The sequence below is a fragment of the Selenomonas sp. oral taxon 149 str. 67H29BP genome (genome assembly GCF_000146365.1).
GTDB classification, from domain to species: domain Bacteria; phylum Bacillota; class Negativicutes; order Selenomonadales; family Selenomonadaceae; genus Centipeda; species Centipeda felix.
The window spans coordinates 536,608-548,737 of the sequence record NZ_GL397087.1; the positions used below are offsets into that span (position 1 = coordinate 536,608).

Here is a 12,130-nt window from a genome sequence, read left to right on the forward strand (position 1 = left end):
AGTTTACTTTTTGTTACACGCGACATTCAGTAATGTAAAAAAATAAACCCCAGAGCCGTAGCCCCGGGGCGATGATTACCACTCTATAATATTGTATGCGACCGTCGCGCCCTTACATCTTGCGCCGTCGAAATGCGCAAGAGCCTCAAATCGCCCTTGCTCATAGCCAACGGTCATGAGTGCCTTGCCGTCTATCATCGTCGCGCCCGCCTTGATGCGGTGATCTTTGCGCAGATTGATCTTATACACGTCAACCTTTTGTTGATCGGGCAGCAGGTCTTGTCCGTCCTTGTCCTTAACTATCGGCGTGACGACGGTTCGGTCTGTCTTTTCCCGCGCCGCCATTGGCAGTGCCGCATCGTCCGTGCGTATCTGCCGCTCTACCACCGTAGCCGCCCGTTCCACGGTTGGAGCGGTGACGTAGTATGTCGTCGATGGCGCACGCTGTCCCGCCTGTATCGCCGTGATGCGCTTCTCGAGCGCGTTGGCGTTCGCGGTGGATATATCCAGACGGTCTTTCAGCTTCCGCACGTCCTGCGTCTCCTCCTGCGTCATGACGGCGGGTTTTCCCTGCTCCGCCTCATGTCCTGCATAGCGCCCGACGGCATAAGCAACGGCAACGAGCAGGACAGCTAGGATTACTACGCAGGTCGTTTTGTTCGTTGTAATGGTATCTCTCACCCGTTCAAGCATTGTACGCACCTCCTCACTGCACGGCGTAGAAATTCGCCTTGCCGACAATGGTATCCATCTGCGCAAAGAGGTTACTGCCGGGGCACGCCGTCGACATGAGCTCTCTATGCCCTACGATATGATCGCGGTCAATCGTCAGCCCATAGTCGGTGCAGAGGTTAGCCAGCAGCATAGCAAGGCTCTCGATCTGCCGATCTGTCGGCTCTCCAATCTCAAAGTTACCGCATACGTGGATGCCAATGGTGTGCTTGTTCTCCCCGAAGGCGTGCGCACCAATCGTCCAGTGCGGACGCCCGATCTCCACTGTGCCATCCTTGCGGACAACGTAGTGGTATCCGATACAAGACCATCCCTGCGCCTTGTGACTTGCATCAATTTCTGCCGCCGAGAGATCGTCATCCGTAGGATTGCCTGTGTGGTGGATGACGATCATGTCGGTCACGCTCCGTGTCGTGAGCTGGTTGTAGTTGATATCAAGATAGGTCTCTACGATAGGGATGCGTTCCATGTCATTTTTCTCCTTTCCCATTAGGGCTCTCGCCCGTAGTTTTGCCAATACCACTTTTACGTCGGGCCATATCAACAAGTGCCCCCGCTTCCTCAATCCCTGAGTGCTGCATGTTCTCGAGGATTGAGATAAATTCTGTGAGTGAGAGATATCCGATCACGAGCGTTGATGCGAACGCCGGGGCATGTGTTTTGAGCAAGATGAAGTCCAACGTCACCGCTGCTGCAACGACAGCGAGATAGGTCAGGATTTTCGGCACAAAACGCTTGCGCATCATATCACTTTTGATGTACTCCTTACGCCCAGCGTTTCTGATGTTCCAAAATGCTTGCCAAACGGAAGGCTGATCGTTCCCCATATCAACGAGACACTTGCGCGAGAGTGACAGCCATTTTGTCACGAGATCCAGACAGACGAGTGAGACAAATGCTGCGAAGATCTGCGCATGATCTTCGTAAGCTATGGTGAGAACAACAGACAAGCCTACCTTTGCCCCCCATCCCTCCGTAAGACGCTGAATAACCGGCATAAAATCCATACGTTATCTCCTTTCTCTGCACAGAAAAAGCCGCCACTTGTCATGACGGCTATTCTGCGCTTCTCATCATCCTACGGGGTGCTCAACGAGCCACTCTGCGACCTTCTCGCGGTACGTCTCCGGTACAACACGCAGATTCTTCGGGTTGTCCTCCGGGGACAGTGCAAACTTCCCTCCTTGGACAAGGACGCCATAAGCGACGACGATGTAGCTGTAGATTGTTGCTGCCATTGTTATTTTCCTCCTTTGAGTTTTGCGAGTTCTGCTTCAAGCGCCGCGATGCGGCTCTGCATGTCGACCATGCCCTCCATGACGGCAAGCTCCGTTTCGGGTACGCTTGCCGTCGGCTCTTCTGTTGTCTCTACGGGCGGAGCAGGAGGCGCAGAGATGGGCTTACCCGTCTGTGGGTCACGGATGTAGCCCGTGCCGTTATCTCCCGCGCCGCGGTTGCCAATGTAGGTCTGGTAATCCTCATCGGAGATGTGGATGCAGCCATCATCGATGTATTTCTGCCGCTCCTCGTCTGCGGTGTAGTGCACACCGCAGACAACAGTGGTCTCGCGATGCCCAGTAGCATCAAATTTTGCAAGGTATTCCATACGACTATCCCTCCTCCTTAAAGCCCAATCGCGAACCATAGGACATATCCCGCAGGCGATGTGTTGGCGTATAACTCTGCGCCAGTCAGGCTGTAGCTTTGGACCGAACTATTGGTTATGGCGTCATTACTCAAAATCGTGCTGGAAAAGTTGATGTGGAAAACTTTACTGCCGAACGATATAGGGAAGGATACCCTTTGTGTTCCGTTGCCATTTTTAACAATCCCCCACTGCACGATCAACCCATTGGAAAACTTGGCCCAACCGTTCTCGGCGAGATTGCTCGCAACGATACCCGTTTTTGCCGCTCCGATCTGGTCGATGAGCCATTGCAGCGGCTGTCCGCCGAGTTTATCAGCGTTTGACGAGGTGCCCGCAAGGTTCCCGATAAAGCCTTGATCGGCCCGTATTGCCCCGACGGTGCGCCAATTACCGCTGCGCAAATCCATTGTGCCCGTATAGCGGTTGCCATACTTATCGTGGAATCCTATCCCCCACCATGAGGATATATTGATGTTCGCACCTCCGCTCCCCGACAACGCATCGCCAGTATCGCGTTCACCCTTCTCGATAATGCCAGCATCAAAATTGATTTTTGGTACATTTAGCTGACCCGTCATTGTATCACCCGACTTGCTGACTTTCCGCGCGAGTGCGTTTGTCACGGTCGCTGCAAAGTTCGCGTCATTGCCGAGTGCTGCAGCGAGTTCCTGCAAGGTGTCAAGGGTCCCTGGCGCAGAGTTCACGAGCGCGGCGATTGCCTGTGCCACAAACGCGGTGCTTGCGATCTGTCCGTTATTCGTCCCACGCCCTGCTGTCGGTGCCGTCGGGGTGCCCGTGAGCGCGGGGGATTCGTATGCGTCTGGGTGCAGGTGCTTCTTGTGCACGGATTTCTCGGGGTGGTCAAGCTCGGCGGCGGTGCGGTGGGCGCTCATCATCTTTACCGTGACCAGTCCCGCAGGCGATGCCATCACTGTCACATTTGCTGTGTTGCTCGTCACAAGCTCAATCTGATAGGTCAGTGTCACAGGCGATTGCGCGTTTTTGTTCGGCATATCGTCGGGTGACGTATCGATCTCTACCAGATACAGGATTTCTCCAACGTCAGGATCATTTGCATAAAGCCCCATCTCCGTGACCGAGAAGGCATTTTCCACATTGGATGACGAAGCGATGCCAACGACTTCGCAGACACGATCATCCTCCGCACTCACAGCGCACGAGCTGATACCGAGAACGAGCTGCGGGCTTTTGAGATCGTTCATGTCCTTTATGTCGCCAAGCGTCACGCTCCCGTTGCCGATCTTGATCTTCGTCAGGGTGAGTTTACACTTTCCCGCCTCTACCTTCGCGCGGAGTTGTTCCCCCTTGCGCGTAAATTGATATGATGACCAGTTACTCACGTAATACGACCTCCTTATAGACTGATACTCCTACGCCATGATACGTACCGCTGCGGATGGTAACATCGTGCGGACGCGGCGGCATCAGGCGATATGTTTTGTTCGTCGAAATGACAGTCCCGTGATACAGCCCCGTCGGGACATGGCGCGTAAAGCCGATGCTCTCAAGCCAGCTCCGCGTGTTCTTGACAGCATTGATGATGCGAATCACACGGTCAACGTCCTCCGTGCGGATGTTTTCGGGCTCGATGAAGCGCACGCGGAAATAGTACGGCTGCCCGCCATACTCGAACCACTCACTCACCTCACCGCTTGTGTAAACCATGTGCAGCGCAATTTCGACTGCACGCCGTGTCCCCTTGATGCGGTGCATGGCAATCGACTGTTTGACCGCGTTGCGCTTATCTGCAAGGCTTTTCAGTTCATCGTAAAAATCGACGCTCCACTGCCACGCAAGAAGATCAATGACTTCCTCCGATAGCTCATCGATACGCGGCAAAATCAGTGCATCTCTTGTTGCTGCTGTGACTTTTTGCAGTTCATCATCCAGCGCCCTTGCTGCCGCATAAATCTGTACATCGGCAAGGAGATTCTCCGGCAAGATGTCTAAGAGTGAGGTGCTCTGTAATTCTTTACTCATCCTCCAATCCTCCGAATGTCACCTTGATTTGATCGGCGACGGCGACTTGGTTCTTTTCAGTCTTCGCAAATACGGGCAGCTTGATTTCTGCCCGCTTCACGCCTGCCCCGCGCAGGCGGTAATAGAGCTCTGTCGGATTGATGTCCCGTCCGAGCCGTTCCTTTTGCCAGAGGATAAAATCCTGCACCGCACTCTCGGCTCGTTTCTGTATCGCTGCCGCTTCGGTCGCATCGCGGCGGTCGATGTAGTAGACGGCGTCAACGTTATATGCAACGGGTGCAGGCGCTTTGACGGTCACTTTATCGGTCAGCGGTCGGATACTCGTATCATTCAGCTTTGCTCCGACGAGCGAGAGGATTTCCTCCCCTGGCACTATGCCGCCTCTAAGCAGTACGTATACATCGACTTCCCCCCGGGCGGGTGTATGCGCGTATACATCCGCGATGAGTGCGGATGCGCTTTTGGCGTGATACGCATAGGCGAGCGACGGCCCCGCCGTGGAGAACTTGTCCGGTGCCTCATGGATACGTTCGCGATAGCTCTCATCATCCTCCGTATCCGCGCCGCCCTCCGTTGTTGTTGTGTTGCTTGCCGATTGTAGGAATGGGACAGGGTCAACAATGGTCTTGAGCTCGCCCGCCTTATACCCGTTTCCGATTGCCCCTGGCATCGTACACGTCGCCGTCCCGAAGGCGGATATCTCCCCTTGCGGAATCGTGACCGCCGTATCCAGGGCAAACATTATGCCGTCCCCCGCTGTCACGCGCATCCCTTTCGGAATCAGCGTCGCCGCTTCACGCGGCGCAGATAACAGCAGCTTCAGCGTTGTATGTGCGGACGCCTCTCCGATCCGCTCGGTACCGACGAGCGCGCCGAGATGGTCGATATGATCGTTCACCGCATAGACAAGCAGATTCATCTTTGCCGCATGATCGATGATTGTCCGCTGCTGAACAATGATCGACTCTACCCCCATCAGGAAAAGACGCAGTGGATCCGCGCGTGCAAGTTTTCGATTCAGCAGACCTTCTACCGTTTTAATGATGTTCGATTCGATGAGCTCGGGCGACCGCTCTGCGAACGACAGATTCGGCATATTATGCAGATTCATCTCTCAGCCTCACTTTCACAATAGGCGTCAGCACGCCCTCTTTGCCGTCGCCGCGATAGTTCACGCTGACAACCTGCGCCCGTGGTTCATAACGGTGCACAGCAGCGACGATCATACTCGTATAGCGTGCCTGTGCCGCAGGTATCGGCAGATCGACCAGCTCTCCTGAGATGCCAAAATCACGATCCATCGGGACGGACTTTTTGAGCGTGGTGAGTACCATCCGCACATTTTGAAGAATTTCCGCCGCTCTGGACAATGGCGCAAAGTCTATTGCGCCGACTTCCTGCATTACATCATAGGTCATGTTGCCGTCCCTCCTTCCTGCGCTGCGTCATATATGACAGGAACGTATTCTTTCAGTGTCACTTCCACCTGCGATACGAGGATCCGACCGCCATGGTCAATGCGTTCCGCACTCTCCTCGACGCTCTCAATCACCCACATGTGTGCGCCGATCGGCGCACTGCCAAAGACGAGATACATTGCCTCCCCCTTTTCACAGAGTTCCCGCAGCCGCTCTGTTTCCTTTGCAGGCGATACACCGAGCTCCACATGAAAGGTCATGGAAAATGTGATCTCTTCCCCGTCCGGGGCAATGTACTCCAAAATCGGCTTTCCCCCGATTCTCTCGTGCGACGCGAAACGCGCCTTGGTCGAACGCCGATAGTCACGAAAGGTGCGCACCTCATCCGTGGATACCGTAAAAACGATGTCTCCGAGCGAGCCGATCTGCACGCCCTGAGAGAGCCACGAAAAGCGGCTGCTGAGATCAGAGAGAATGTTATTTCGCAGATTCAGCAGGCGTTTTTCCGTCTGCTTCTTATACGAGCCTATCGCGTTATCCAGAAATGACATACTACCCTCCTACAAATACGTTCCCACTCCCCGTTGTGTGCGTGCCCGACTGCCCACATGACTGACACATCGTCGCATCTCCGATGCGGATCACAGGCCGCCCATTGCAAAATACACTCGCGCTACCTGCAACGCTCGCGAATGTCCCACTATGCGGGCAGTTCGTTGGTCCCGTATCATTCAGCCGATGCAGTCCCCGTCCATTGACAAACACATTGCCGCTGGTTACGGTCACCGTCCCCGACCTTCCGTGCGGGCAGCATGGCAGGCCTTTATCGCAGGTGCCCGTCGTCGCATCGCCGCCTCTTACCGCCGATGGCATGTTACACCTCCCTAATTCAGCGAAATTGTCCGCCCGTTGATTACTACGTCACCCGTACACTGGATCGTCAGCCCGCCCGTCGCGCGGTCGAACTCTACAAATGAGCCGTCGGCAAAATCAATGCGGCGTTTATCTGCGCTGTCAGCATTTCCCGCGCCTATTGCGTAATGCGTGCCGAGGATCCATCCCGTTGAGAAATTCTTGTCGTTGCAGGCGAAGAGGCACACGACCTGCTCGCCGATATCCGGCAGCCAGAAATCACGATTGATCTTTCCGCCGCGCGTGAGAATCGGCAGAACAGGTGACGGCGTATTGTCCTTTTCCTCAAACACCACGCGCGCTGCACAGTCGGCAGGAATCACTTCACTCACAACACCGACGCGCACGATGTTTCGCATCGCCTTAGTATCCATCAATCACCCTCCTCAGCTCGATTTTCGATGTGTACCCGCTTCCGATCTCATGTGAACTGCGCATGATGATATACTTTCCATCGTAGACATGGAATCCTTTGAGCATGACTGTGTTGGATGCAAGCAAGGCAAAATCGCCCGTCATACCGAGGGATACCGCGACTTCCTCAAGGTTCTTTTCATGCAGCTTCTTTTTTGCAAGCTTTTCCGCCTCGTCGATGCTCTCCACCTTTTCATTGACTTCCAGCGTTCGCCCCTTCGCACGATGCGGATCCGTAAATGTGTACTCGATGAGCTCTCCCTTGCTGCCGTTCTTGTATTTCACATGGCATGCGCGGTAGATGTTATGGATCGTCATCCGACAATCGAACGACGCAATATTGTCCCGCCCCTTTGTGATCGCCATGACAGGGTCGGCGTTCTCATATTTTGAGATGTCGAACACGACAATCGTCTCATTCGTGACTTTGAGGGCAAGCCCCGCATCCTTGCATATCTTCTGCAGGAAAGCGAGGTCTGTCTCCTCCGACTGCTCTGCGCGGTCAATGATCGGATCGTCGGGGGCGTCATAGTAGTGCTGCATCGATGCCCCCTCCGCTATGTCCTGCACGATACGGGAGAGGTTCGCCTGTTCCCATGCGCGCGTGCGCTCTACGCCGCGCAGGTCGGTGTTATTCGGCACCGAGATCAGCTTTATCTTCGCTTCATTCGGTGGACCCGTATTCGTGATCTCATCGACCTCGAACTTTCCGAACGGCAGTTCACGGTTATCCCCCTCATATTCCCAGTCCGACACCGTGATGCCGATGTCCATGATTGCCCCGCGCTCCGGCAACCAGTCTCCCTGCCAGAGCTCTTCCCGATCTTCCAACGTGATCTCCGCGCTGTCCGCTTCCCCGCCCAGCACCTCGCGCACAGAAAACGACTTGAGAAATGTTGCGATATCCCGTGATATGTCCACATTGTCATAGGTACATTTGACCTTTGCCCGCCGCGCCTTCATACTCTACCTCCTCCACGGCGGCAGATTCTTTGTGCGCCCGTCTATCGGAATTGGCGGAATAGCCAGCACCGTCCCTGCCGCAAAAATCCCCGTATGCACATGGGCGCGATTGGCGTCTATCAGCAGGTCAACATAGCGACAATCCCCCATCTGTTCGTAGGCGATAAGATCCCATGTATCGCCGCTGCGCGTTGTATATGTGTCAACCAAAAGCCAGACGCCCCCTCTCACGTCGATAGTTTTCCATCTGCTCGGCAAACGTGCGCTGTACCTGCCGTCCTGCATCCATCACCGCTTGTTTGACCTTCTCCGGCGCAGTATCCCCGTTGAAATTCAGTGTAATCGAAATCGGCGGCACACTCATGGCAGGTTCTCCCCCGCCGCGCCCGACAATGGAAAGAGATGTGTCGCCCGCGTCTTTTCCGACACCGAGGATTTCGCCCGCCTTGCGCCAAAGCCCGATCGCACGCGGCGAGCCGTCCAGCGGAATCGCCGCCTCGGCGCTGTCCTCTGCGAAGGTCGTAAGGAACGCGCCCTTGCGATAGATACCGCCGCGCGCATTCGCGGCGATTTCCTGTCCGCCGCCTCCACCATCACTGCTGACGAAGTCTTTCACATCCTTGATGATGCCCGTCACAGTGTTCTTTATTCCGCCGAGGATCCTGCCCGCGACATTCGCCAGTGTCCCAAAGATACTGCTGAATATCTCCACGATGCCCGTCCATGCGGTTGTCCAATCCCCCGCGAACACGCCCGTGATAAAGGTGATAATCCCCGTAAGCACGCCGACAAGCCCGTTGATGATATCTACGATGACACCAATCGTCGTTGTGATGACACCGACGGCTATATTCGCAAATGTGATAATTGCGGCGATAATAACACTGCCAAAAATCTCTGCGACCATCATGCCAATGCTGATGATCGTGTCAAACGTCTCACTGTGCTCTGCAAATGCTGCACTCACCTGAGCGAACGCCGCCATAAACGCTGCGCCGATTGCCATGATGCGCGGTGCCACTGTATCCGCAAGCGTGGAAAGTGCCGCCCTCAGGCGGTCAAATACCGGCTGCATCGATGCCCATGCACTCGCACACGCCGTCTGGATCCGTGTCCATAGCTGCACGAAGAACGGCCCCACCTTATCCCAATTGGCGTAGATGAGATACGCGGCCGCCGCAATCGCCATAAGGGCGACGCCCAACGGGGAAAACATCATCGCCATCGACGCTCTGCCAACGGATAGGATCGCCGTCCCGAGCATGCGGAATGCCGCTCCTGCCTTTCCAAGTACGGCAGTCATACTGAAATTCCGTATCATGTTCAGCATGGCAAGACCCGCCGCTTTTGCGCTCTCAACGATTGCCAGCGTTGCGCTCATCGTTACCGTGCGTGCCGCCTGTGCGAATACGACGATACGGGCAAACGCAACCTGTGCGCCATTGACACCGATCATTACCCCCGTACGTATGGCATTCCCGACATTCGCCCACGTAATCGCCCGCAGCCTTGTATAGGTTGCCGCAATCTGCGCGCCAAGCGCACGATACGTTCCTGCACTGGACGCCGCATTGACTGCCGCCATCGCCCGCGCCTGTGCCCACGTTGCCATGGTCAATAGCCGCTGCGCTATAGCTGTCTCCCTCGTTGTCAACAGATAGAGCCGCATGGATGCCGCCGCATAGTTATACACTGCCGAGGCGAGTTGAAATCCCTTCACCGCTACAATAAGAGCGGCAATTGCCGCCCCTGTCTCAACAGCAGCTTTCGTCAGCCCCTCATGCTCTTTGACCCATGCGGAGATGCCCGCCGCCGCATTTGCCCCCCATTTCGCCGCATCAGCGACATAAGGCAGAAAGAGCGTCCCAATGGAGATTGCAGCGCCCTCTACGGCGGATTGGATCTGGACAATGGCACCCTTCGCATTATCCATCATGACCGCCGCCATCTTTTCGGCTTCGCCGTCGCAGTGTTCCATCTGCGATACGAGGTCATTAAACACCTCGGGACCCGCATCCAGCACATTCAGCCAGCCCGTCGCCGCCTCTGTGCCGAAGATCATCTGCATATAGGCAAGTTTCTCTTCACTGGTCAGCCCCTGCATTTTCGTACGCAGTTCCTGTAATACGGCAACCATTTTGTGCGAGCCTTCCCCGGCGATGTTGTCCATGTTGATGCCGAGCGAAGCTAATGCCGCCGATGCCTCCTGATGCTGCGCGGATACGTCCGACAGCGATATGCCGAGCTCCTGCATTGCCTTGCTTGCCTTCTTCGGCGGGCCCGCAAGTCGCATGAATCCCGCACGCAAGGCGGTACCTGCCTGCGACGCCTTGACGCCCGCATTCGCCATGATGCCCGTGAGCGCCGCCGTCTCCTCCATCGTCGCACCATAGGCGCGCGCAACAGGTGCGGCATATTTCATCGTCTCGCCGATCATCTCGACATTAGTATTCGTGCGCGTCGCCGTGACGGCGAACACATCCGCCATGTGCGATGCCTGATCCGCCGCAAGGCCGAACGCCGTGAGGTCGTCGGAGACGATATCCGCCGTGCGTGCGAGGTCTGTTCCTCCGGCGGCGGCGAGGGCGAGCAGTCCTGGCATACCTGCGATGATCTGCTCTGTATTCCATCCGGCCATACCGAGATAGCTCATCGCCTCCGCCGACTGCTGCGCCGTGAACTGCGTCGTCTCACCGAGGCGGCGTGCCTCTGCTGTGAGTCGCCCGATCTCATCTGTATTGGCGCGCGTGATTGCCTGCACTTTCGACATAGCGGCCTCGAACTTTGCCGCCGTCTCAACAACGCCATAGATCGGTGCGACTACCATCCCCGCCATAGCAACGGCATTCCCGAATCCCGCTTTTGCATTGGCGAAATTCTCCCCTGCCGCCGCTTTCGCTGCCTGCGCATTCCGCAGCTGATCGGCAGATGCTTTCGTCTGCGCCATCTCTTGACGTAGACGGGCGAGATGCGAGCGGTACTCATCAGCACTCATGCCCGCTGTGCGCATTCCCTGCTGTGCGCGTTCCATCGCCGATTGATACTGACTCTGTGAGATTTTTCCCGCGTCGTATTGCTGCCGGATACGGTCAATCTCGCGTGCGTATGCCTTTACCTGGCCCTGTGATGCCTGCCAAGCCCGTTCGAGACGTTGCTGCTCTGCATTCAGAAAGCGTGTGTTGTCGCTCAGCTGCTGCATGGCAAGAGAACTGCGATTCATCGCCGTCCCAAACGATGCGTTCATCACCGCGCCGATCGCAAACGAGATAGCAAATATTTTCCCCGCTGCCACAAAATCCCCCCTTTTTCTGCTATAATAGATTTATCAAATACGACAAGGAGAGTGATCCCAATGCTTGAAAATCCCATTGTCTTTTTCATTTGTATGGTCATCATTGCATTAGCAGTATTCGTTTTCGTTCATCTCTTACTTGCGGCTGTTGAAGTATTCATCGTTCTTCTTGATTTTCTCCTTCGGCTTCTCAATATTCCCTTTGCCGTTCGCGGCGTCCTTAAAAGGTGACAAACTCCCCATAGCAACGCAGAGGCAGCGGCTTATGTCGCTGCCTTTTTTTATTCCCTGCGTGCTCTATCCTGCTCGATCACATCCATCCAGCGGCGCAGCTCTCTGAGTGTCTGCCTCTGCCAGTAGTCCAGAGAGCCCGCCTCGCGCAGGGCAAAGATGATCTCCCTCAGCTGTTGCGCCGGGTCAGCTCCTCGCCCAAAGACTGCAATAAAAAATTCAGCGTCCTTGTAATGACCGCCGTATAGGTGCGCAGCTTCAGCTTGCGGATCTCCTCGAACGGAACACCCATCGCCGTCGCCGCGAGCCGCGCGCGGAAATTCGCGCTATAGACGATGTCGGGCGTCGGATCACCCGTCATGCGGCAGGCGCGTTCTGCGTTGATGAACGCATTGGAATCCAGCTCATCCAGACGGTTTTCGAGCTCCGTGAAATCGAGTTCCTCCTTCTCCTCGATGACCTCCATATTCTCTTTCTTTTCCATGTCCAATCCTCCTAAAAACATACAGAAAAAGCACC

Annotated in this window: 16 protein-coding genes; all 16 read right to left on the minus strand. The window is 55.5% G+C overall.

Annotated elements, in window-relative coordinates:
- Positions 1-75 precede the first annotated feature (75 nt).
- Positions 76-693 (minus strand): hypothetical protein, encoded by a 618-nt coding sequence (locus HMPREF9166_RS02615; protein WP_009442494.1) that lies wholly within the window; start codon positions 691-693, stop codon positions 76-78.
- Positions 694-706: 13 nt separating this feature from the next.
- Positions 707-1,201 carry a peptidoglycan recognition family protein gene (locus tag HMPREF9166_RS02620; protein WP_009442495.1) on the minus strand — a complete coding sequence of 165 codons (495 nt, stop codon included), beginning with the start codon at positions 1,199-1,201 and terminating at the stop codon, positions 707-709.
- Position 1,202: 1 nt separating this feature from the next.
- The gene (locus HMPREF9166_RS02625) at positions 1,203-1,739 is read right to left on the minus strand and encodes a phage holin family protein (RefSeq protein ID WP_009442496.1); all 537 of its coding nucleotides are present in this window, start codon (positions 1,737-1,739) and stop codon (positions 1,203-1,205) included.
- 66 nt (positions 1,740-1,805) lie between these two features.
- A complete protein-coding gene (locus tag HMPREF9166_RS12430) occupies positions 1,806-1,970 on the minus strand; it encodes a CD1375 family protein (RefSeq protein WP_009442497.1) in 165 nt (54 codons plus the stop codon).
- Between the two features lie 2 nt (positions 1,971-1,972).
- Positions 1,973-2,338, minus strand: coding sequence for a hypothetical protein (locus tag HMPREF9166_RS02630; protein ID WP_009442498.1), 366 nt, complete (start codon positions 2,336-2,338; stop codon positions 1,973-1,975).
- A gap of 17 nt (positions 2,339-2,355) precedes the next feature.
- Positions 2,356-3,741: a hypothetical protein gene (locus HMPREF9166_RS02635; RefSeq protein WP_009442499.1), complete on the minus strand. Its 1,386-nt coding sequence runs from the start codon at positions 3,739-3,741 to the stop codon at positions 2,356-2,358.
- Positions 3,734-4,381, minus strand: a complete 648-nt coding sequence (locus HMPREF9166_RS02640; protein ID WP_009442500.1) for a phage tail protein I — start codon at positions 4,379-4,381, stop codon at positions 3,734-3,736. The genes HMPREF9166_RS02635 and HMPREF9166_RS02640 overlap by 8 nt, the downstream gene beginning before the upstream one ends.
- Complete coding sequence (locus HMPREF9166_RS02645) at positions 4,374-5,492, minus strand: baseplate J/gp47 family protein (RefSeq protein ID WP_009442501.1); 1,119 nt, start codon at positions 5,490-5,492, stop codon at positions 4,374-4,376. Before HMPREF9166_RS02645 ends, HMPREF9166_RS02640 begins: the two co-directional genes overlap by 8 nt.
- Positions 5,479-5,799: a GPW/gp25 family protein gene (locus HMPREF9166_RS02650; protein ID WP_009442502.1), complete on the minus strand. Its 321-nt coding sequence runs from the start codon at positions 5,797-5,799 to the stop codon at positions 5,479-5,481. The genes HMPREF9166_RS02645 and HMPREF9166_RS02650 overlap by 14 nt, the downstream gene beginning before the upstream one ends.
- Positions 5,796-6,350: a phage tail protein gene (locus HMPREF9166_RS02655; protein WP_009442503.1), complete on the minus strand. Its 555-nt coding sequence runs from the start codon at positions 6,348-6,350 to the stop codon at positions 5,796-5,798. Before HMPREF9166_RS02655 ends, HMPREF9166_RS02650 begins: the two co-directional genes overlap by 4 nt.
- A gap of 1 nt (position 6,351) precedes the next feature.
- Positions 6,352-6,672, minus strand: coding sequence for a PAAR domain-containing protein (locus HMPREF9166_RS11850; RefSeq protein WP_071586069.1), 321 nt, complete (start codon positions 6,670-6,672; stop codon positions 6,352-6,354).
- Between the two features lie 11 nt (positions 6,673-6,683).
- Positions 6,684-7,085 (minus strand): phage baseplate assembly protein V, encoded by a 402-nt coding sequence (locus tag HMPREF9166_RS02665; RefSeq protein WP_009442504.1) that lies wholly within the window; start codon positions 7,083-7,085, stop codon positions 6,684-6,686.
- Positions 7,075-8,088, minus strand: coding sequence for a phage late control D family protein (locus HMPREF9166_RS02670; protein ID WP_009442505.1), 1,014 nt, complete (start codon positions 8,086-8,088; stop codon positions 7,075-7,077). The genes HMPREF9166_RS02665 and HMPREF9166_RS02670 overlap by 11 nt, the downstream gene beginning before the upstream one ends.
- 3 nt (positions 8,089-8,091) lie before the next feature.
- Positions 8,092-8,298 carry a tail protein X gene (locus HMPREF9166_RS02675; protein WP_009442506.1) on the minus strand — a complete coding sequence of 69 codons (207 nt, stop codon included), beginning with the start codon at positions 8,296-8,298 and terminating at the stop codon, positions 8,092-8,094.
- Positions 8,291-11,380: a phage tail tape measure protein gene (locus HMPREF9166_RS11670; RefSeq protein ID WP_009442507.1), complete on the minus strand. Its 3,090-nt coding sequence runs from the start codon at positions 11,378-11,380 to the stop codon at positions 8,291-8,293. The genes HMPREF9166_RS02675 and HMPREF9166_RS11670 overlap by 8 nt, the downstream gene beginning before the upstream one ends.
- A 400-nt stretch (positions 11,381-11,780) precedes the next feature.
- Positions 11,781-12,095, minus strand: coding sequence for a hypothetical protein (locus HMPREF9166_RS02685; RefSeq protein WP_039980877.1), 315 nt, complete (start codon positions 12,093-12,095; stop codon positions 11,781-11,783).
- Positions 12,096-12,130 lie beyond the last annotated feature (35 nt).

What these genes read in the sequence shown, in the direction of transcription:
- HMPREF9166_RS02620 (WP_009442495.1), bottom strand. Translation starts at nt 1,201, where the DNA reads ATGGAACGCATCCCTATCGTAGAGACCTATCTTGATATCAACTACAAC.
- HMPREF9166_RS02655 (WP_009442503.1), bottom strand. Translation starts at nt 6,350, where the DNA reads ATGTCATTTCTGGATAACGCGATAGGCTCGTATAAGAAGCAGACGGAA.
- HMPREF9166_RS02630 (WP_009442498.1), bottom strand. Translation starts at nt 2,338, where the DNA reads ATGGAATACCTTGCAAAATTTGATGCTACTGGGCATCGCGAGACCACT.
- HMPREF9166_RS02645 (WP_009442501.1), bottom strand. Translation starts at nt 5,492, where the DNA reads ATGAATCTGCATAATATGCCGAATCTGTCGTTCGCAGAGCGGTCGCCC.
- HMPREF9166_RS02665 (WP_009442504.1), bottom strand. Translation starts at nt 7,085, where the DNA reads ATGGATACTAAGGCGATGCGAAACATCGTGCGCGTCGGTGTTGTGAGT.
- HMPREF9166_RS11850 (WP_071586069.1), bottom strand. Translation starts at nt 6,672, where the DNA reads ATGCCATCGGCGGTAAGAGGCGGCGATGCGACGACGGGCACCTGCGAT.
- HMPREF9166_RS02640 (WP_009442500.1), bottom strand. Translation starts at nt 4,381, where the DNA reads ATGAGTAAAGAATTACAGAGCACCTCACTCTTAGACATCTTGCCGGAG.
- HMPREF9166_RS02670 (WP_009442505.1), bottom strand. Translation starts at nt 8,088, where the DNA reads ATGAAGGCGCGGCGGGCAAAGGTCAAATGTACCTATGACAATGTGGAC.
- HMPREF9166_RS02625 (WP_009442496.1), bottom strand. Translation starts at nt 1,739, where the DNA reads ATGGATTTTATGCCGGTTATTCAGCGTCTTACGGAGGGATGGGGGGCA.
- HMPREF9166_RS02685 (WP_039980877.1), bottom strand. Translation starts at nt 12,095, where the DNA reads ATGGAAAAGAAAGAGAATATGGAGGTCATCGAGGAGAAGGAGGAACTC.
- HMPREF9166_RS02615 (WP_009442494.1), bottom strand. Translation starts at nt 693, where the DNA reads ATGCTTGAACGGGTGAGAGATACCATTACAACGAACAAAACGACCTGC.
- HMPREF9166_RS12430 (WP_009442497.1), bottom strand. Translation starts at nt 1,970, where the DNA reads ATGGCAGCAACAATCTACAGCTACATCGTCGTCGCTTATGGCGTCCTT.
- HMPREF9166_RS02650 (WP_009442502.1), bottom strand. Translation starts at nt 5,799, where the DNA reads ATGACCTATGATGTAATGCAGGAAGTCGGCGCAATAGACTTTGCGCCA.